This is a genomic window from Haloferula sp. A504 (genome assembly GCF_044385805.1).
Classification (GTDB): Bacteria; Verrucomicrobiota; Verrucomicrobiia; order Verrucomicrobiales; family Akkermansiaceae; genus Haloferula.
The window spans coordinates 1-18407 of sequence record NZ_JBISBU010000007.1 but is presented as its reverse complement, the minus strand read 5'-3'; the positions used below and the strand labels follow the sequence as shown (position 1 = coordinate 18407).

Below are 18407 nucleotides of genomic sequence, written 5' to 3'. Positions count from 1 at the left end.
CTCCGTGCGGTCCGGATCAGGCGATCCTCTCAGTAAAGGTACCGGGTATTTCGCGACGCTGGCGTGCCGAGGCGATAAGATGCAGCTCGTTGTCCTCGATCCACCACAGGGCGCGTTGCTTGAAGCGCCGCGCAATCGCGAGGGCGGTGCCAAGGTCCGTGACGATGGCCCAGCCGGGCTCGGCGTGGGAGTGGTCCGGCGCGTGTCCGGTGGCGCGGAAATGGGGGAGGAGCTTGCGCTCCAGGAGACGCCGCAGACGCTGGTCGGCGGTGGCGTTCATCCGCGGCGACCAAGGGCGGTCCATCGGGTTGTGGGCGGTGATGATGGCGAACCGCGGTGGTAGCGGATCGGGTGCGCCGACCAGAGTGAAACGGGTTTCGTAGTAGCTGGCGGGGAAGCTCACGCCGGGGCGATTTCGTCGATGCGCTTGAGCAGGTCCTCCGTCAGTGCCGGTCGGTCGAGCGCGTCGAGGCAGTCGTCGAGCTGGGCGACGGTGCGGGCACCGATCAATGCCGAGGTGACGCCCTTCTGCTGGAGGGCCCAGCGCAGGGCGAGGTGCTGGAGCGGCATGCCGGCCTCGTCGGCCACGGCACCGAGTTGGCGGATGCGGTCGAGCTGCTGCTCCACCTGCTCGGTCTGGAGGAACCCCTCGGGACGTCCCGCGCGGGACTCCGACGGGATGCCGTCGAGATACTTGCCGGTGAGCATGCCCTGGGCGAGCGGGCTGAAGACGATGGAGCCGATCCCCTTTTCGTCGAGCCACTCGTGGATGCCCTTCGACTCGGGCCAGCGCTGAAGGATGGAATAGGGCGGCTGATAGATCAGGCAGGGGGTGCCGAGGTCGGCGAGGATCCTGACGGCCTTCTTGAGTCGCTTGAGCGGGTATTTCGACAGTCCGACGTAGAGGGCCTTGCCCTGCTGCACGGCGGTGGCGAGGGCGCCCATGGTTTCCTCGATCGGCGTCTTCGGGTCGGGGCAGTGCGAGTAGAAGATGTCGACGTAGTCGAGGCGCAGGCGCTTGAGCGACTGGTCGAGTGAGGAGAGCAGGTGCTTGCGCGAGCCGAACTCGCCATAGGGTCCCTGCCACATCAGGTGGCCGGCCTTCGACGAGATCACGAGTTCGTCGCGGTGGGCGGCGAAGTCCTCGGCGAGGAAGCGGCCGACGTTTTCCTCGGCGCTGCCGGGCGGCGGGCCGTAGTTGTTGGCGAGGTCGAAGTGGGTCAGCCCACGGTCGAAGGCGCGGCGCAGGATGGCGCGGGCCTCGTGCTGGTCATCGACGTGGCCGAAGTTGTGCCAGCAGCCGAGGGAGATCTCGGGAAGCAGCAGGCCGGAGTGGCCGCAGCGGCGGTAGGGCATGCGGTCGAGGTAGCGGTCGGGATCGGCGGAGTGCATGGGGAGATGGGAGATGGGAGATGGGAGACTGGAGGCGGTGCTGAAGCCCCTTGGGGAAAGCGGCGCTGAAGCGCCGCAGTCTAGGTCTTCGGCCTTCGGTCTTCCAGTCTTCTGTCTTCGGGCCTCAGGCCCGGAGGGCGGCCAGCGCTCGCAGCCTTTCCGGGAGCGGGGGATGGGAATAGTCGAGGACGACCCGCAGGCGGTGCGGCGTGAGGTTGGAGAGGTTCTTGGCGGAGAGTTTCTTGAGCGCGCTGATGAGGGGGCCGGGGCCACCGACGGCGTCGGAGGCGAAGGCGTCGGCTTCGAACTCGTGCTTGCGGGACCAGGCGTTGGAAAGGACTCCGAGGAGGCGGCTGGCGGGGGTGAAGAGAATGCCGAACAGGACCAGCCCGACCGCCGGAGTGATCTTGCCCACGCCGAAGGCGTCGAAGAGCTCGCGGGCGAAGGCCCCGTCGCGATCGACCGCCAGACCGAGGAGGAAGAAGAGGACCGCGCTCTGGACAATCGAGACGGCGAGGCGCTGGACGATGTGGCGGCACTTGAAATGACCGATCTCGTGGGCGAGGACGGCCACCAGCTCGTCATCGGTCTGCTCCTCGACCAGCGTGTCGTAGAGGGCGATGCGCTTGGTCTTGCCGAAGCCGGTGAAATAGGCGTTGGCCTTGGTCGAGCGCTTGGAGCCATCCATCACCGAGATTTCGCCGATGGGGAAGCCGCACTTGGCGGCCATGGCCTCGATGGACGAGCGCAGCGGCCCCTCGGGCATCGGCTCGAACTTGTTGAAGAGGGGGAGGATGAGGGTCGGTGCCAGCCACATGAGGACGATCTGGACGACGGTGAAGAGGATCCACGCCCACAGCCACGCCATTTCGACGTTGCCGAAGATCCAGATGACCCCGGCGGCCAGCGGCAGTCCCAGCAGGGCGGAAAGGACGAGGTTCTTGATCTGATCGATGATGAAGGTCTTCGGGGTGGTGCGGTTGAAGCCGAAGCGTTCCTCGATGACGAAGGTGGCGTAGATCGAGAGCGGCAGGTGGATCAGGTAGTGGCCGAGGAAAATGATGCTCAGGAAGGCGAGGCCGGCCGGCAGGCCGTTGCCGAGAGCCGAGCGGGTGAGGTCATCGATCCAGCCGAAGCCTCCGGCGAACCAGAAGGCCAGCAGGGTGAACAGGGAAACGACGGACTCGATGACCCCGAAGCGGGCGTTGGTGCGCGTGTAGTCCTGCGACTTGGCGTATTTTTCCGCGTCGAAAACGTCGGCGAGTTCCTCCGGCGGCTCCGAGCTGAGCGAGCGGAGGTTGAGAATGGTGGCGACGAAGTCGAGATTCCACAGCGCGAAGAGCGCGATGAGGATGATGAGGCCAAGGGCGTTGGGTTCCATGGTTCGCCGTGAGAATGCACCCGGCGCGCGGCAGGGCAAGTGCGGGCTGGCCAAGCGCGTCGGGTGACGGGATGCTGGGTGGATGAAATGGCTGCTCCTCATCGCTCCGACCCTGACGCTGGTGTCGTGCATCGGCCTCAAGGCGACCAAGCACACCTACGCCGGTCCGGCCCGCGGCAGCGAGCTGGGCGGTGCCGAGGTCCGCGTGGCCTTTCGCCCCGAGGGATCGCGACCGGGTTCGTTCATGGTCAGTGCCATGGTGGTCGGTGGCGGCATGGCGACCCTCGACGGGCCGTTCAAGTGGCGGGTCGAGGCCCTGGGCGAGGCGGGCAGGCACGAATCATTCACCGTCCATCGCATCCGGACCCGGACGCTGAAGACGGGTCGCGACGAGTGGTTTCCCGCCGGTGAACTGGGTGCCGTCGCCGAATTCCGTCCGCTGAAGGACAAGCCCGGGGTGGTCCGGGCCCGCTATCCGATTCCCGGATTGCTCAAGGTCAAGCCCGAGGAGGACGGCGGGCTGGAGGTCTGGGTCGATGCCTCGGTGGCCGGCCCGGGCGGGCGCGCGCGGAAGATGCTGAGATTCCGGATGCAGGCGACCGAGGAGGATGCGAGCGAGGTGGTCTTCCTGCCCGTGGAGATCGCCGAAAGCATCGGCACCGACCCGGCGGATTGGGAGGATCCGATGTGGGATTGAGCGTTGCCGCCCGCCCCGGGACGCACTAGGTTTTCCCATGCTTCGGCAGATCTTCCTCGCTTCCGCTGCGGTCATTTGCATGGCCGGCGCCCAGGGTGTGCCGGTCGCGGCCGAAGGCGATGGCGGCACGGCCTCGGCGGACGATGCTTCGATCTTCGGCCGCAAGAACGCCCGGACGATCACGCTCAAGATCCCCGCGCCGAGGGGGCCGATCATCGACCGCGAGGGCCAGCCCTTCGCCCAGAACCGGGTGGCCTACCAACTGGTTCTCCAGTTCGAGCAGTTCGAGGTCGAGGACCGCGAGTCGGTGGTCGCCTGGGGGCGTGAGCGGATCGAGATGGCGAAGTTGCTTCATGAAGGCGTCCGCGAGCCGGATGACGACACGCTTTTCGACCACTACCGGCATCGTCGCTGGCTGCCGTATTACATCACCGAGCCGATGACTGCGGAGGAGGCGGATGCGATCCGGTCGAAGCTGACGCGGGGGCTGGAGTTGCGGGCGGTCTATGAGCGCTACTACCCCGAGAAGTCGCTGGCGGCCCACATCATCGGCTACACCGGCATTGCCGGGAAACTCCCGACCGGACCGATCTTTCCCGATGAGCCCCTGTGGGAAATGAGCGAAGGCCGCGCCGGCTTCGAGAAGATCTACGACGAGGAGCTGCGGGGGACGCCGGCCACGCTGCACCTGCTCTTCAACGAGCAGGGCCAGGAACTGCTCCGCGAACAGAAGGGGCAGCCGAGGGCCGGGGGGGCGGTCGTGACGACGCTCAACATGCGCTGGCAGAAGCGTGCGGAGAAGGTGCTGGATGATTACTCCAATCGCGGGGCTTTCGTGGTGATCGACGTGGCCACCGGCGAGGTGCTGGTGCTGGCCTCGAAGCCGAGCTTCGACCTGAACCTGTGGATTCCGGGCATCAGCCAGACCGAGTATGCCGAGCTGCGGGAAGATGAGGACAAGCCTCTCTACGCGCGGGCCTTCCAGGGAATCTACCCGCCGGCGTCGAGCTTCAAGCCCATCGTCGCGCTGGCGGCGCTCAACGACCACACGATCGAGGAATACACGACGATCAACTGCCCGGCCTACGTCCAGTACGGCAACCACAAGTTGTGGAACTGGTCGAAGTCGGCCTACGGTTCGCTCTCGGTCATTCCCGCCATCAAATGGTCGAACAACCCGTGGTTCGCCCAGGTCGGCAACAAGGTCGGCTCGGGGTCGTTCCTCGGGCTGGCACGGCGGCTGGGCATGGGCACCAGCACCGGCCTGCCGCTCATCGGCGAGGAGCCCGGGCTGGTGCCGACCGCCGCCTGGGTGCGCAAGCGCTACGGTCGCCCGATCACCGAGGGCGATGCGGCCAACTGGTCGATCGGCCAGGGCGCGGTGCTCGCCACCCCGCTGCAGGTGGCCCAGGCCATGGCCGGCATTGCCAATGGGGGCGCGCTTCCGAAGTTGCACCTGATGATGCAGGTTCAGGATTCCTACGGGCAGGTCATCCGCACCGCCCAGCCGGAGCGGCGGAACTGGCTGGGGCTCGACGCCGAGGCCGTCGCAACCGTCCGCGAAGGCATGCGGCAGGTCGTGGACGGGGGCACCGGAAGAAGTGCCGGGCTGAGTTGGACCCAGGTCTGCGGCAAGACGGGCACCGGTCAGTGGGGTCCGGAAAGCAAGCGGCAGGGTGTGGCGTGGTTTGCGGGATTCCTGCCGGCCGACGAGCCGCGCCTCGCGTTTGCCGCGCTCTATGAAGGCCGGCCCGGTCAGCGTGTGAGCGGTGGACGCAATGCCGGGGCGATGGTTCCGGCCTTCTTCAACAGCTTCAAGAGTGAGATCAAGGAGATGATCGCGCCGGCGCCGAAGGCGGTGCTGGTGGTCGCCGAAGTCGAGGAAGAGGAAGCATCCACCGAGGGGGTGATGCGGGCGATTCCGGTCGACCCCCTCGAGCTTGAGCAGTTCGATCCCGACGTGGATCCGGCGCCTCGTGCGCTACCCGTGGACCCCTCGGAGTTGGAGGGCTTTGAGGGGCAACCCTGATTCGGGGGTTTCAACGCTGGACCTTCCGCCGCTGAAGGCCCAAACAAAGCCCGCACCCGAGGCATTTTCCGCCCGGACCTTCCGACACCAACACGACTCTTCGACCCATGGACATCCAGATTGCATCCCTTTGTGACCACGCCGCCGACTACAACGGCAAGCTGGTGCTGACCGGCACCTTCGACACCCTCGGCGCTCGCTCTCTCCCGGTGGTTCACCCGATGTGCGCCCTTGCCCTGCGCCTTTGCTTCACCCAGGAGGACTCCGGCCGCCACAAGCTGTCGGTGAACATCATCAACGAGGATGGCGAGCCGCTTGACCCGAAGAACATGCCCATCGAGCCGGAATTCGATGTCCAGCTTCCCAATGATGCGCCGTTCCTGACCCGCAACCTGATCATGAACCTGCAGGGGCTGCGGTTCACCGAGGCCGGGATCTACTCGATCGACATCGGCTACGACGGGGAGCTCGTGATGCGCCTGCCCCTGCGCATCGTTCACGTCGAGCAGAAGAGCTGAGAAGGTGTCGGCCATTCTTCACCGCTGCGCGCTGATCACCGGGGCTTCCTCGGGGATTGGCGCCGAATTCGCGTGCCAGCTTGCGCCGGACTGCGGGCGGCTCGTGCTGGTGGCCCGGAGGGCGGGACGCCTCGAGAAAATGGCGGCGGCATTGGCCGCGGATCATCCGGGTTTGGAAGTCAGCACCTTTGCCGCCGATCTCATCGACTCCGGCGATCGCAACCGCCTGGTCGCGTGGCTTGCCAAGGAGCGCCTGATTCCCGACCTGCTGGTGAACAATGCCGGCATGGGGGACTATGGCGAGGTGGCCACCGCCGACTGGCCGAAGCTGGAGGCGATGATCCGGCTGAATGTCGAGTCGCTCACCTGGCTGACCCATGCCGTGCTGCCGGCGATGATCCAGGCCGGGGGCGGTGCCGTGTTGAATGTCAGCTCGCTGGCCTCCTTGCTGCCGATTCCGGATTTCGCGGTCTATGCGGCGACCAAGGCCTACGTGACCAGCTTCTCCGAGGCATTGCGTCTCGAGGTGGCGGAGCACGGGATTCAGGTCACGGCGCTCTGCCCCGGGCCGGTGCATACCGAGTTCGGGGACGTCGCCCGCCGTGAGGACGGCGCAGGGGGACCGCTCAACGAAGCATTTTACGTCGACTGTGCCCGGGTCGTCTCGGATGGCCTTGCCGGGCTTCGACGGAATCAGGCCCGCGTTTTTCCCGGCTGGAAAATTGCCGGTGCGGCGGTGCTTCTTTCACTGCTGCCGATGGTGGCGATCCGCGGCCTCATGGGCCGGCGTCCCCGCCGCTGAGCCACACGGCGAGGAAAGGATTCTCCATGCGTTCGCGGCCAAGGGTGGTCGCCGGCCCGTGGCCGGTGAGCAGGATCGTTTCATCCGGAAGATCCGCGAGGGTGCCGACGATCGTGGCGCGGGCCCGGCGATAGGCATCCGGTCCGGGACAGCCCCCGATCGAACGGGCGAAGACCGCGTCGCCCACCGCCACCACGGGATGGTCGAAGCCGCCGATCCGGTAGCCGACCGCCTGGGGATGGTGTCCGGCGAGATCCATGACGGAGATCCTCCGCCCGGCGGCTTCGAACTCATCTCCGGGCTGGACGACCACCGCCTCCCGGAGATCGACCGGAGCCCGCAAACGATGCAGGCCCCGGACCGCTTCGAGACCCCCGAGGTGATCGCGATGCGGGTGGGTGATCAGCAAATCCACCGTCCGGTCTTTCGGCAGCCGGCGGGCGAGGTCCTCCGGGCCGAACCCGGCATCGATGACGAGCAGCGAGGAACCGCCATCGATGGACCAGGCGTTGACCGTTTCATCCTCGAAGGGGAGTTCGATTCGCCGGATGTCGGCGGGCAGCTCGATCGGAGCCGGCGGATCGTTGAAGGAGGCGAGCGCATCCGGATCAAGACCGAGCGGGAGGGCGAGAGGGCGGGCGGTGCCGGGCTCGGCGCGTCCTTGGAGAAAGGCACCCATCGCTTCGAGCTCCACGCCAGCCTCGCCGGCCACGGTTGCCGGACTCAAGCCCAGCCCCCGGAGAGCCTTGGCGACGACTTCCGCGGCCGTGTTGTAGAGTTCGTTCATTCGTTCAAGGCGAGTTCGGCGGCGAGTTGCATCGCGCGGAGCATCGACTGGTGGCGGGCGATTCCCTTGCCGGCGATGTCGTAGGCGGTCCCGTGGTCCGGACTGGTTCGCGGCCTGGAAAGGCCGAGGGTGACATTCACGGCGGTGTCGAAATCGAGCAACTTGAGGGGGATCAGTCCCTGGTCGTGGTACATCGCGAGTACCGCGTCGAACCGCCCGCCGACCGCCTCGCGAAACACGGCATCCGGAACCGCAGGGCCCGTGAAGTCCGCGATGTCGAGCGACTGAAGCTGCGCGATGGCCGGCGCGATGACCAATGACTCCTCCTGCCCGAAACGCCCGTCTTCGCCGGCGTGGGGGTTGAGGCCGGCGACCGCGATGCGGGGTCGCCTGCCCGTGCGCCGCCGCACGAACTCCGCCAGCAGGCTCCCGCTCTCGACGATGCCCTGAGGGGTCAGCGACCCCGGCACCGAGCTCAGGGGCACGTGGATGGTGGCAAGGCCCACCGTGAGCCGGTCACCGCTCAGGCACATCGCGTAGCGGTCGCAGCCGAGTGCGGCGGCGAAGAACTCGGTCTGCCCGGGGAAGGAGAAACCAACGCGTTCGAGGGCGCTTTTCGAGGCCGGACCGGTCACGACTGCGGCCACCTCGCCGCTCTTCAGTTTTTGTGCGGCGTCCTCGAGCGCCCGCAGCGACTCCCTGGCGGAAGCTTCATCGGGCTTGCCGGGCACGCCGCAGGAGGGGTCGCCGAGCACGATGAAATCCACGTCGCCGGGAAGCGCGCCGCTTTCGAGCGCGGCGGCGATCACTTCGGGACCGATGCCGGCGGGATCGCCCAGCGTGACGGCAACCCGGGGTCGGCTCACTTGATCTTGATGTCGATCAGAGCCTTCTTTCGGAGGCCTTGGATCCATTCCTCGTAGCGCTTCGAGGTCTTTTTCACCCGGACCCGCTGCTCAATCAGATCGCGCACCTCGGAGAGGGGGGGTGCCGGGCCTTTCTCGATGGATTCGACCCGGGCGATGGTGAAGCCAGCCGGGTCCTCGAGGGGGCCGATGATCTTCCCGGTTTCCGAGTCGAAGAGAATTGCGGCGAACTCGGGCGACAGATCCGGGCGGGCGACATCCTCCTGGAGCCCGCCATTGTCGGCAAAGGCATCGGCCGAGTGTTGCTTGGCCAACTCGGCGAAATCAGCGCCCTCCCGGAGGCCCTTGGCGAGTTCCTCCGCCAGCGCAAGCTGCGTTTCCGGAGTGGCGAGGGGGTTGGTGGCGTCCATCCGGGGAATGAAGATCTTGCGATAGTCGAGCCGGTCCTTGCTGGTGTCACGGAGCGCGTCCTTGGCCTCGTTGTATTCGGACTGGATTTCCCCGGGCAGCGGAGGCGGCGCATCCTTGAATTTCTCCTGCCGCATCGCCTGAACGATCATCTTCTCGCGCGTCATCTCCCGGTAGCGGGCCATGCCCATCCGCGATTTCTCAAGTTCCTCGCGCAGCTTCGACACGTCGCCGTTGTAGAGTTCCTGAACCTGGCGATCGATCTCGCGGTCGACCAGTCGGTCGTCGAGGCGGGCACCTTTCTTTTCCCGCTTCCGGAACTCGCTCATGATGAGCTCGCGATCGACCAGTTCCTGCACGATCCGGTCGCGCGACTCGCGCAACTGCCGCTCGAATTCAGGTCCGCGACGGGGAAACTCAGCCATCAGGCGGGCCACTTCCGGCCCCAGCGTGACCCCGACCTCCTGGGCGGTGATCGGGCGGGCGTTGACGGTGGCGGCGATGCGGTTGACCTCGACCAGCCCGCCGCTGTTCGGGCGTTGCTGGGCATCAGCGGCGAGTGCTCCGATGAACAGGATGGGAAGGAACTTGAAGTACTTCATCGATTCGACTGCGAAGGATCGTCCTTTGGGAACGGCATGATTGCAAGCGGCGAGTCGCCAACGAAAAACCCCCGGTCTCCTCGTCGGAGCCGGGGGCGGGAGAATCAATCGGATCGGATCAAGGTTCGGTCGGCTCTTCGGCGGCTCCGCCGAGCACGGCACCCGCGGCCGCTTCAGCGGCGCCGGTTGCCTCCTCGGTGGCTTCCTCAACCGCCGAGCCGGCGTCTTCAACCGCTTCTTCGACGGCGCCCTCCGTGGCTTCGGTGGCCTCTTCGGCCGCTTCTTCGGCGGCCGCGCCGGCTTCCTCGACGGCGGTTTCGGTGGCTTCGACCGCTTCTTCAGCCGCTTCGGTGGCTTCTTCGGCCGCTTCCTCGGCGGCTTCGGTGGCCTCTTCAGCAGCGGCGGCGGTGCCTTCGGATGCAGCGGCGGCGGCTTCCTCGGCAGCTTCAGCGGCTTCTTCAGCAGCGGCGGCAGCCTCTTCGGCGGCTTCTTCGATCTTCACTTCGGTGGTTTCGGTCTTTCCGCAGGAGGCGATGAAGAGAGGCAGGCTGGCAAGCAATGCGTAGTGGCGAATTTTCATGGCAATAGTGTTGTTGGGATCTGCGATGCAAGTCGCTGACAAGCGACGTTCGTGCCAAGCTAAACCCGGATTCAGGGCAAGGTCAAACCCGGCCTTGTCGCTGGCGCGGGAGAAGACCGCCGTTTAGCCTCCATTTCATGGAAAGCCACCCCGTTCAGTGCCCGACCTGCTTCGAGTGGTTCGAAGTCGCCGAGCCTCCCCCCGGAGAGGTGCCGTGTGAGGTGGATTACGATTGCGAGGTGTGCTGTCGCCCGATGTTGATCGGATTCGACGAATCGGGAGCACGGGCCCGAGGTTTGGGCGAAGGATGATGATTTCGGTCCTGCTGCCCTTCCGGAACGCCGCGGAGACCATCGTCGGGGCGATCGACAGCCTGCTCGCTCAGCGCGGCGTCGATTTCGAGGTCCTCGCGGTGGATGATGGATCAAGCGACGGATCGACGGAGCGGGTGCGCGGATTTCAGGATCGACGCCTGCGTTTGGAGCAAAATCGGGGTCCCGGGGGCATCGTGGGAGCGCTGGAAACCGGTCGGAAACTCGTGAAATCGGCGTGGATCGCCCGGATGGATGCCGACGACCTGGCTCATCCGGACCGCCTCGCAAGGCAACTGGAGCGCGCCATGCAACCGGATCGACCGGAGGGCGTGGCCTGCCGGGTGCGGCTTCTCAATCCATGGGGTGAAGGGATGAAGCGCTACGTCGAGTGGGTGAACTCACTTTCCGATGCCGACGAGATCTCCCGCGCCCGGTTCATCGAAAGTCCGCTGATTCATCCCAGCATGCTGATCCGGGCCGAGTCATTGGATCGCGCCGGCGGCTGGCGCGAGGTCCCGTGGGCCGAAGATCACGACCTGTGGCTGAGAATGCTGGCGCAGGGATGCCGCTTCACCCGGGTGCCCGAGGTGCTGCTGGATTGGAGGGACGGTCCGGAGCGCCTCACCCGGAATGATGCCCGCTACGGCGACGAGGCGCGGATGGCGATGCGCTGTCATCATCTGGCGCGCCTGCCCGGACTGGCGGCACGCGGGGTGTCGATCGCCGGCGCGGGGCCGATCGGGAAACGGCTTGCCCGCGGGTTGATCGACGAGGGGGTCGCCTTGCATGGTTTTTTCGAGGTGAACCCGCGCCGGATCGGCGAGACCATCCACGGAGTCCCGGTCGTCGGATCGGAAGAGATCGCAACCCACTGGCGGGACAGCGTGCTGCTGGGGGCGGTCGGCATCCCGGGTGGCCGCGAGCAGGTGGGAAGGGTCGCCGCCAGCGCCGGGCGCGAGGAGGGCGTGGACTTCTGGAGCGTGTGCTGATACCAACTCACGGAATACCCTGGTAGAATGGAGAATTTGGAAAGGTCTGAGAATCAGTCGCTTCGCGATGGGGGGAGTGGTCCGGGCGCTTTTGCGCAATCTCGGCGTTGTTCGTCGGTTGCGGTGCCCGCACCGCGCCCTCCTCTCGCCTTGACCTTGCGCAAAATCGCTCCGGCCATTCTACCAGCTTATTCCGTTCATTGGTATGAGTGAGTCGCCTGAACTCCGGCCGCCCCCGGGCTGCTCAATGGAGCGCCTTGTAGATGGTAAGCCCGCCCATCAGGACCGTCACAACGCCGATGACGACCTTGAGGTGATGCTCCCGGGTCTTGCTGATCGCGAACACCGAGAAGGGAACCGACACCAGTGCTCCGGCACACATCGGGATGAGCAGTGGCAGATTGAGGTAGTCCCCTTGCACCATGAAAAGGGCAACGGCGACCAGACAGGTGAACGCCTCGGCGAAGGAGGTGATGCCGACGGCCGCCTGCCCGCGGATGCCGGTCAGGATCTGCCCGCTGGTGACCAGCGGCCCGTAGCCTCCGCCGCTCAGCGCCTTGTTGAACGAAGCGACGCCGGCGAGTGCGAGAATCTTCCAAGTCCGGAACGCGACAACGCGCTTCGAGAGGAGGATCACGCAAAGGCCCGAGGACAGGATGATGAGCCCGATCACGAGGCTCAGCCACTCACTGCTGAGGTTGACGGCGAGGGCAACCCCGACAGCGACCCCGGCCACGCTGCCACCGGCGAGGAGCAACGCTGGCTTGAGATCGGCACCCGACGGCCGCAGGTCGACATTGCGGGCCTGGTGGTGGAAGAAACTCGCGGTGAGGCCGCTCAACAGCTCGGAAAAAAGGATCGTCGGCACGATCTCGTGCGGACGGAAGCCGAGCAGCAGCAGGGTCGGCGTGAGGATCGTCCCGTAGCCCATGCCGAGCCCGCTATCGACCAATTCACAGGCGAAGCACAGCGCGAAGATCATCAGCGCTTCCTCCGCCCCGAGTCCGTTCTTCGACCCCAGCATCAACGCCGTTGCGAGAACCACCAGAATCCAGGCGGAACTCTTGCGCAGATAGCTGATCTGCATGGCGTCGGGGGGTTGAACAGTGATCCACCGAACCAGATCACCCACATGGAAAATAGCGTCCACCACCCGGCCTGTGCAAGCCCACGATCCACCCGGATCGGCATTCCACCATCAAATTGCTTCTCCCTCTTGGATAGGATCTTGGTGGGTTGAGGCTGGTGCCGGCCTTCAGCCCCGGTGGGCCTCCCGATAGGCCGCCGGGCCGACGCCGGTGAGCCGCCGGAAGGCATGAGAGAAGTGGCTGTGGTCGTAGAAGCCGCTGGCAAGCGCGACGTCGGAGACGGTGCGGTCGGTGGTTTCCAGCAGGCGGCGGGCGTGGCGAACCCGGACCCGGAGCAGGTAGTCCTTGGGAGGGACCCCGAGGACGCTCTTGAAGCGCCGTGAGAACTGGCTGTGGGACAGACCGGTGCGGCGCGCCAGATCGACGATGCGGAGGTCCTCGGCAAAGGCGGTATGCATGCGTCGGACGGCCGGGAAAAGGGGGCCGAGATGGGTCGGGCCGGTAGCGGATTCCTCCACGAGCCGGTGAATGCCGGCCACGCCGATGACCCGGCCGCCGGCATCCCGCACCGGGAACTTGCTGTAGAGCACGAGGTTGTGCGAGCCCGCCTCCTCCGGTGCCGGGGCGATCTCGTTGAGGATGGGTTTCCCGCTGCGGATGACCTGCTGGTCGCCCTCTTCGTAGATGGCCGCCCTTTCCCGGGAAAAGAAGTCGGCGTCGCGCTTGCCCAGGGTCTCGTCCTCGCTGCGGGCGTTGCAGTATTCATACGCCCGTCGGTTCTGCAGGATGAAGCGGCCCCGGGTGTCCTTGATGAAGAACGCATCCTTCTCGAGCAGCGATCCGAGCTGGTGAACCACCTCCCGCCAATCGACCTTTTGGAGTTGGGTTTCGGCATCGAAGGAATCGGGCATGCCGAATTTTTACACACGAAAGCGCAAGGCTTACAAGACGGGGCGTGGCGGATGGTGGATGCTCCGGGGGTCATGGAATCCGGCATTTTGACGGGGCAAGGGGTGGTGATCATCGGTGGAACCACCGGGCTCGGTCTTTCGGCCGCCCGCGCCTGTGTCCGCGAGGGCGCAGGGGTGGTGGTCGTCGGCAGGAACCCGGAGAACGTTCAGAAGGCCGTCGCCGGGTTGGACGAGTTGGCCCCCGGTCGGGCGGCCGGGTTTGCGGGCGATGCCGTGTCCTCCGAGACCTCGCTCGAGGCGATCGCCCGTTGCGTGGAGAAATTCGGGTCGCTTGGCGGCCTCTACCACGTGGCCGGCGGCAGCGGTCGCTCCTTTGGCGACGGCCCCTTGCACGAGGTGACCGACGAAGGCATCGACGCCACGCTCGACCTGAACCTGAAGTCCCTCATCCGCAGCAACCGCGCCGCGGTTTCGCAGTTTCTCGACCAGGGGACCCCCGGCAGCGTGCTGAACATGGGCTCGGTGCTCGGCTGGTCGCCCTCGCCGAAGTATTTCACCACTCACGTCTACGCGGCGGCGAAGTCGGCGATCGTCGGCTTCAGCAAGTCGGTCGCGGCGCGCTACGCGGCCGATGACATCCGCGTGAACGTCATCGCCCCGGCGCTGGTCGAGACCCCCATGGCGAAGCGCGCGGCCGGCGACGAGGTCATCCAGTCCTTCATCAAGACCAAGCAGCCGCTCGACGGAGGCCGGATCGGCCGTCCGGAGGACCTCGACGACCTGGCGGTCTATCTCCTTTCCCGGCGCAGCCGCTTCGTGACCGCCCAGGTCATCGCCGTGGACGGAGGATGGACGGTTTCGGAAGGCCAGATCTGAGTGGTCGGTCCGCTTGCTCATTGGTAATCAACAACATTCATGACTCCTTCGCTCCAGTATCTCGAAAAATGCCGCGCGCTCATCGATGCGGTCGAATCGCAGCAGTCGCTCATCGAGGAGACGGCCGATCTGTTCAGCCGGACCATCCTCGGCGGTCGCATGGTCCATCTCTTCGGTTCGGGCCACAGCCGCATCATGACCGAGGAAATGTGGCCGCGTTATGGCTCGTTCCCCGGCTTCAACCCGATCGTCGAGCTGTCGCTTTCCTTCCACAACCTGGTCGTTGGTGCCAACGGGCAACGCCAGGCGATGTTCCTCGAAAATGTTCCGGGCCTGGCCGACCGCATCCTGCGCAACTTCGACCTCGGCGAAGGCGACTCGGCCCTCGTGGTCTCGTCGAGCGGCTGCAATGTAGTGCCCATCGAAATGGCCGAAATCTTCCAGAAGCGCGGCGTGAAGGTGGTGGCCCTGATCAGCCGGCAGCATGCCGAGGCGAGCACCAGCAAGCGCGGGGATGGACGCAAGTTGCAGGATTTCGCCGACATCGTGCTCGATACCGGGGCGCCGGTCGGCGATGCGATGGTGACCATCGAGGGTCTCGACACGCCGGTGGCCCCCGGGTCGACCGTCGGCGGGTGCCTGATCGTCAATTCGGTGAAGGCCGAAGTGGCCAAGCGCCTCACCGACGCCGGACAGCCGCCGAAGGTCCTGAGTGCCGGAGCAATCGTCGGTGCCGATCGGGCTGTCGAGCTGTTCGAGGCCGCCTACGACGAACACGCCCACCGCATCGCGAAGTACTACGAGAATCTGGGTTCCTGATGGATCGATGGACATCCTCGACCACGACCGCATCCCGCTGCATCACGAGACCGACGTGCTGGTTCTCGGAGGTGGCTCGGCGGGTTGCAGTGCGGCGCTGGCGGCGAGGATGTCGGGAGCGGCTTCGGTCACCCTGGTCGAGCGCGCGGGCTTTCCGGGCGGGATTTCGACCCAGGCGCTCGACACCTTCTACGGCTTCTTCACGCCCGGCGATGAACCGCGAAAGGTCGCGGGCGGCATCGGCGACCGGGTGGTCGACGCACTCGATGCGGTGGGCGCGATTTTCCTCCGGCCGAACACCTACGGGGCCGGCACCGGCGTGAACTACAACCCGGAGCGCTTGAAGCTGGTGTGGGACGAACTTCTCAACGAAGCGGGCGTGCGCACCCTGCTCCACACCCATCTGGTCGATGTCGAAGGCTCGGCCGACTCGCCCGAGGCCGTGGTCGTCTGGAGCAAGGCCGGCTTTTCCCGGATCCGGGCCCGGGTGTTCATCGATGCCACCGGCGACGCGGATTTCTGTCATCGCTCCGGCATCGCCTGCGAGACGGCGGGTGAGAAGGAACCGGCGCAGACGATGACCACGACCTTCCGCATGGCGAATGTCGATCTCGAGGCCTACCGGCAGGCCGGCGGGAAGCAGATGCTGATGAAGGAAATGGCCCGGGCGGTGGACGAGGGGGTGCATCCCTTGCCGCGAAAGGAAGGCAGCGTGCACCGCATGAACGTGCCCGGCTGCATTTCGACGGTGGCGGTGCGCGTGGCCGGGTTTTGTGCAACCGATCCGGAGGACCTCACCGCCGCGGAGCAGGAAGGTCGACGGCAGGCCTTCATCTACGAAGCTTTCCTGCGCGACCGGGTCGTGGGCTTTGCCGAGTCGCGGATCATCGGGCTGTCGTCGAGCATCGGGGTGCGCGAAAGCCGGCGCCTCGAAGGTCGCTACCGTCTGACCCGCGGGGACTGCCTGGGTCGCGCCACGTTCGACGACAAGGTGCTTGTCTGCGGTGCCCCCATTGAGGATCACCGCCGATCCGAAGGGGGAGGGGAGGAGACTCACTGGGCTTACATCCCGGACAACGGGGTTTACGAGGTGCCTTACCGCTGCTTCCTGCCGAAGGAAAATGCCCGCACGCTGGTCGCCGGGCGTTGTTTCAGCGCCACCCACGATGCCCATGCCTCCTGCCGATCGATGGCGCAGACGATGGCCATGGGGCACGCCTGCGGGGCGGCCGCCGCGCTCTCGCTTGAGGACGACGTCGCTCTTCCCGATCTTTCCATGCCCCGGCTGCAGGACCTGCTCCGCCGCCAGGGTGCCGTTCTCGAAATGCCCGAATCCGTGGCCGACATCCGCCCCGACGGATGGGCCGGCAACCAATCCACCCCAACCATCCCATGAAAGACAATCCGCTCCGCACTTCCGTCATCGGAAGTTATCCCTTCCCGTCCTGGCTCGAGTTCGCTTCGGCCCACCTTGATCAGTTCGGCTCGTCCGAGATCGAGGAAATGCAGGACGATGCCGTCGTCACCGCGCTTCACGACCAACTCACCGCCGGGCTCGACGTGGTGACCGATGGCGAGCAGACCCGCTTCGATTTCAACCTCTCGTTCTACGGCTACCTGACCGGCATCGAACTCGAGTCGAAGAGCCCGCGCCTGCACGGCCCGCCGGCCCACGACCAGCGGGGCAAGCACCGCATTTCCGGCGAACTCACCGCGCCCGACGGACTCGGGGCGGTGGAGGAATACGAGCGCCTCAAGCGACTCGCCCCGGAAGGCGTCACGCTCAAGGCCTCGGTGCCCGGCCCCTACACACTCAGCGGCCGGCTTCTTCCCAATGACCGGTATCCGGACCGCATGGCGATCACCGAGGCCCTGCTGCCGCTGGTGCGCAAGGAACTCGAAGGCCTGGTGGCCGCGGGTTGCCAGGAGATCAGCGTCGATGAACCGTCGATGAGTTGCTACGCCTACAAGGAGGACACTGCGAAGTTCGTCGACATCTTCAACCGCACCGTCGAGTCGGTGTACGGAAAGACCCGCCTCTGCACCCACCTCTGCTTCGGCAACTTCAAGGGTCATGCCGTCGGGTTGCGTCGCATTGCCCCGATGATTCCCGCATTCCTCGACTTCAAGGCCGACGAGATGCACGTTGAAATGGCCAGCCGCGAGTTTGCCGAGATCGAATTGATCGCGCCGATCGCCGAGCGCATGGATGTCGCCGTCGGCATCGTCGATGTGAAGAGTTACTACATCGAAACGCCCGAAGACATCAGCGACCGCGTGCGCCTGTGTCTCGAACACGCCCCGGCCGACAAGTTGGTGTTCGCGCCCGACTGCGGACTCAGCCAGACCGCCCGCTGGGCCGCCAAGCGCAAGCTGGTCAACATGGTGGAAGGCACCCACGCCGTTCTCCGAACTCTTTGAGATCGATGATTCGACCCGTTCTTCAAGACGAGGCCCTGCTGGCTGATGTCGCCAATGCGTCACCGGATCAAGTCCACATCTGGTGGCTGGGTCAGAGTGGCTTCCTCGTCCGGCATGGTGCGACGCATTTCGTCTTCGATCCCTACCTCTCGGACACGCTCACCGAGAAGTATGCCGCCACCGACAAGCCCCACGTGCGGATGACCGAGCGGGTGCTGGATCCGGCGAAGCTCGACTTCGTGTCCTTCGCCACCTCCACCCACGCCCACACCGATCACCTTGATCACGGCACGCTGCGGCCGATGCGCGAGGTGAATCGCGACCTGAAGCTGGTGTTGCCGCGGGCGATCACGGCGATGGCGGCCGAGCGCCTGGGTGACTGGGGAGGGAACTTCCTGCCGATGAACGCCGGTGAGGCAATGGAACAGGTGAAAGGTCTTCGAATCGAGGCCGTGCCCGCAGCCCACAACGAACTGGACCGTGACGGGAACGGCAACCATCTCTATCTCGGCTACGTGGTGACGGTCGGGGAAAAACGCATCTACCACAGCGGCGACACCCTGCTGTATCCGGGCATGGAGGAGGCGATCGGGACACCCGTCGACGTGGCCCTGCTGCCGATCAATGGCAACAAGCCCGAGCGACGCGTCTCGGGAAACCTCGACGGCCGCGAGGCGGCGGAGCTGGCGCGTCGGCTCGGCGCGGGCGTGGTGGTGCCCTGCCACTACGAGATGTTCGAGTTCAACACCGCCTCACCCGAGTTGTTCGAAACCACCTGTCGCGAGCTGGGCCAAACCTGCCGCGTGCTTCGCGCCGGGGAGCGATTGACGATCTAGTGTCCCGCGCGGCAAGTTCGTCACCTTTCGAGATGATGGGAGTTATTTTGAAATCAGCTCGCTGCGCTCGTCCGCCGGACGGGGCGCGGAT

General features: G+C 65.8%; 19 protein-coding genes. 10 read left to right on the top strand and 9 right to left on the bottom strand.

Annotated features, from left to right (window positions below):
- Nucleotides 1-16 precede the first annotated feature (16 nt).
- The 3 genes from ACG2LG_RS05345 to ACG2LG_RS05335 form a co-directional block, all read right to left on the bottom strand.
- Nucleotides 17-403 (bottom strand): DUF3293 domain-containing protein, encoded by a 387-nt coding sequence (locus ACG2LG_RS05345; RefSeq protein WP_396257002.1) that lies wholly within the window; start codon nucleotides 401-403, stop codon nucleotides 17-19.
- Nucleotides 400-1392 (bottom strand): aldo/keto reductase, encoded by a 993-nt coding sequence (locus tag ACG2LG_RS05340; protein ID WP_396257001.1) that lies wholly within the window; start codon nucleotides 1390-1392, stop codon nucleotides 400-402. The genes ACG2LG_RS05345 and ACG2LG_RS05340 overlap by 4 nt, the downstream gene beginning before the upstream one ends.
- Before the next feature lie 124 nt (nucleotides 1393-1516).
- Entirely contained in the window at nucleotides 1517-2773 is a 1257-nt protein-coding gene (locus ACG2LG_RS05335; RefSeq protein WP_396257000.1) for a M48 family metallopeptidase, read from the bottom strand.
- Between the two features lie 82 nt (nucleotides 2774-2855).
- Here ACG2LG_RS05335 and ACG2LG_RS05330 point away from each other — a divergent pair, with 82 nt between their 5' ends.
- The 4 genes from ACG2LG_RS05330 to ACG2LG_RS05315 all read left to right on the top strand — a co-directional run bounded on the left by ACG2LG_RS05330 (nucleotide 2856) and on the right by ACG2LG_RS05315 (nucleotide 6819).
- Nucleotides 2856-3470, top strand: a complete 615-nt coding sequence (locus tag ACG2LG_RS05330; protein ID WP_396256999.1) for a hypothetical protein — start codon at nucleotides 2856-2858, stop codon at nucleotides 3468-3470.
- Nucleotides 3471-3507: 37 nt separating this feature from the next.
- Nucleotides 3508-5499, top strand: a complete 1992-nt coding sequence (locus ACG2LG_RS05325) for a penicillin-binding transpeptidase domain-containing protein (RefSeq protein WP_396256998.1) — start codon at nucleotides 3508-3510, stop codon at nucleotides 5497-5499.
- 107 nt (nucleotides 5500-5606) lie between these two features.
- Complete coding sequence (locus ACG2LG_RS05320; RefSeq protein WP_396256996.1) at nucleotides 5607-6017, top strand: DUF6941 family protein; 411 nt, start codon at nucleotides 5607-5609, stop codon at nucleotides 6015-6017.
- A 4-nt stretch (nucleotides 6018-6021) separates the two neighbouring features.
- Nucleotides 6022-6819, top strand: a complete 798-nt coding sequence (locus tag ACG2LG_RS05315) for an SDR family NAD(P)-dependent oxidoreductase (RefSeq protein WP_396256994.1) — start codon at nucleotides 6022-6024, stop codon at nucleotides 6817-6819.
- Here the strand turns inward: ACG2LG_RS05315 and ACG2LG_RS05310 are convergent.
- From ACG2LG_RS05310 to ACG2LG_RS05295, 4 genes are all read right to left on the bottom strand, one after another.
- Nucleotides 6794-7606, bottom strand: coding sequence for an MBL fold metallo-hydrolase (locus ACG2LG_RS05310; RefSeq protein WP_396256993.1), 813 nt, complete (start codon nucleotides 7604-7606; stop codon nucleotides 6794-6796). The two genes, ACG2LG_RS05315 and ACG2LG_RS05310, sit on opposite strands and share 26 nt — an antisense overlap.
- Nucleotides 7603-8472 (bottom strand): 4-hydroxythreonine-4-phosphate dehydrogenase PdxA, encoded by an 870-nt coding sequence (gene pdxA, locus ACG2LG_RS05305; protein WP_396256991.1) that lies wholly within the window; start codon nucleotides 8470-8472, stop codon nucleotides 7603-7605. The genes ACG2LG_RS05310 and pdxA overlap by 4 nt, the downstream gene beginning before the upstream one ends.
- Nucleotides 8469-9482, bottom strand: coding sequence for a peptidylprolyl isomerase (locus ACG2LG_RS05300; RefSeq protein WP_396256989.1), 1014 nt, complete (start codon nucleotides 9480-9482; stop codon nucleotides 8469-8471). Before ACG2LG_RS05300 ends, pdxA begins: the two co-directional genes overlap by 4 nt.
- A 118-nt stretch (nucleotides 9483-9600) precedes the next feature.
- A complete protein-coding gene (locus tag ACG2LG_RS05295; protein ID WP_396256988.1) occupies nucleotides 9601-10062 on the bottom strand; it encodes a hypothetical protein in 462 nt (153 codons plus the stop codon).
- 307 nt (nucleotides 10063-10369) lie between these two features.
- On the opposite strand from ACG2LG_RS05295, the gene ACG2LG_RS05290 reads away from it, so the two are divergent.
- Nucleotides 10370-11365, top strand: a complete 996-nt coding sequence (locus ACG2LG_RS05290) for a glycosyltransferase (RefSeq protein WP_396256986.1) — start codon at nucleotides 10370-10372, stop codon at nucleotides 11363-11365.
- A 244-nt stretch (nucleotides 11366-11609) separates the two neighbouring features.
- Here the strand turns inward: ACG2LG_RS05290 and ACG2LG_RS05285 are convergent, their stop codons facing one another.
- Complete coding sequence (locus ACG2LG_RS05285) at nucleotides 11610-12452, bottom strand: sulfite exporter TauE/SafE family protein (protein ID WP_396256984.1); 843 nt, start codon at nucleotides 12450-12452, stop codon at nucleotides 11610-11612.
- 168 nt (nucleotides 12453-12620) lie between these two features.
- Nucleotides 12621-13364, bottom strand: coding sequence for a helix-turn-helix domain-containing protein (locus tag ACG2LG_RS05280; RefSeq protein WP_396256982.1), 744 nt, complete (start codon nucleotides 13362-13364; stop codon nucleotides 12621-12623).
- Nucleotides 13365-13436: 72 nt separating this feature from the next.
- Here ACG2LG_RS05280 and ACG2LG_RS05275 point away from each other — a divergent pair, with 72 nt between their 5' ends.
- The 5 genes from ACG2LG_RS05275 to ACG2LG_RS05255 are packed head-to-tail and all read left to right on the top strand — an operon-like array spanning nucleotide 13437 to nucleotide 18316.
- Nucleotides 13437-14240 carry an SDR family NAD(P)-dependent oxidoreductase gene (locus ACG2LG_RS05275; RefSeq protein ID WP_396256980.1) on the top strand — a complete coding sequence of 268 codons (804 nt, stop codon included), beginning with the start codon at nucleotides 13437-13439 and terminating at the stop codon, nucleotides 14238-14240.
- A 39-nt stretch (nucleotides 14241-14279) separates the two neighbouring features.
- Complete coding sequence (locus tag ACG2LG_RS05270) at nucleotides 14280-15059, top strand: sugar isomerase domain-containing protein (RefSeq protein WP_396256978.1); 780 nt, start codon at nucleotides 14280-14282, stop codon at nucleotides 15057-15059.
- A gap of 7 nt (nucleotides 15060-15066) precedes the next feature.
- The gene (locus tag ACG2LG_RS05265; RefSeq protein ID WP_396256976.1) at nucleotides 15067-16455 is read left to right on the top strand and encodes an FAD-dependent oxidoreductase; all 1389 of its coding nucleotides are present in this window, start codon (nucleotides 15067-15069) and stop codon (nucleotides 16453-16455) included.
- Nucleotides 16452-17480: a methionine synthase gene (locus tag ACG2LG_RS05260; RefSeq protein ID WP_396256975.1), complete on the top strand. Its 1029-nt coding sequence runs from the start codon at nucleotides 16452-16454 to the stop codon at nucleotides 17478-17480. The genes ACG2LG_RS05265 and ACG2LG_RS05260 overlap by 4 nt, the downstream gene beginning before the upstream one ends.
- A gap of 5 nt (nucleotides 17481-17485) precedes the next feature.
- Nucleotides 17486-18316, top strand: coding sequence for an MBL fold metallo-hydrolase (locus ACG2LG_RS05255; protein ID WP_396256973.1), 831 nt, complete (start codon nucleotides 17486-17488; stop codon nucleotides 18314-18316).
- Nucleotides 18317-18407: the final 91 nt, after the last annotated feature.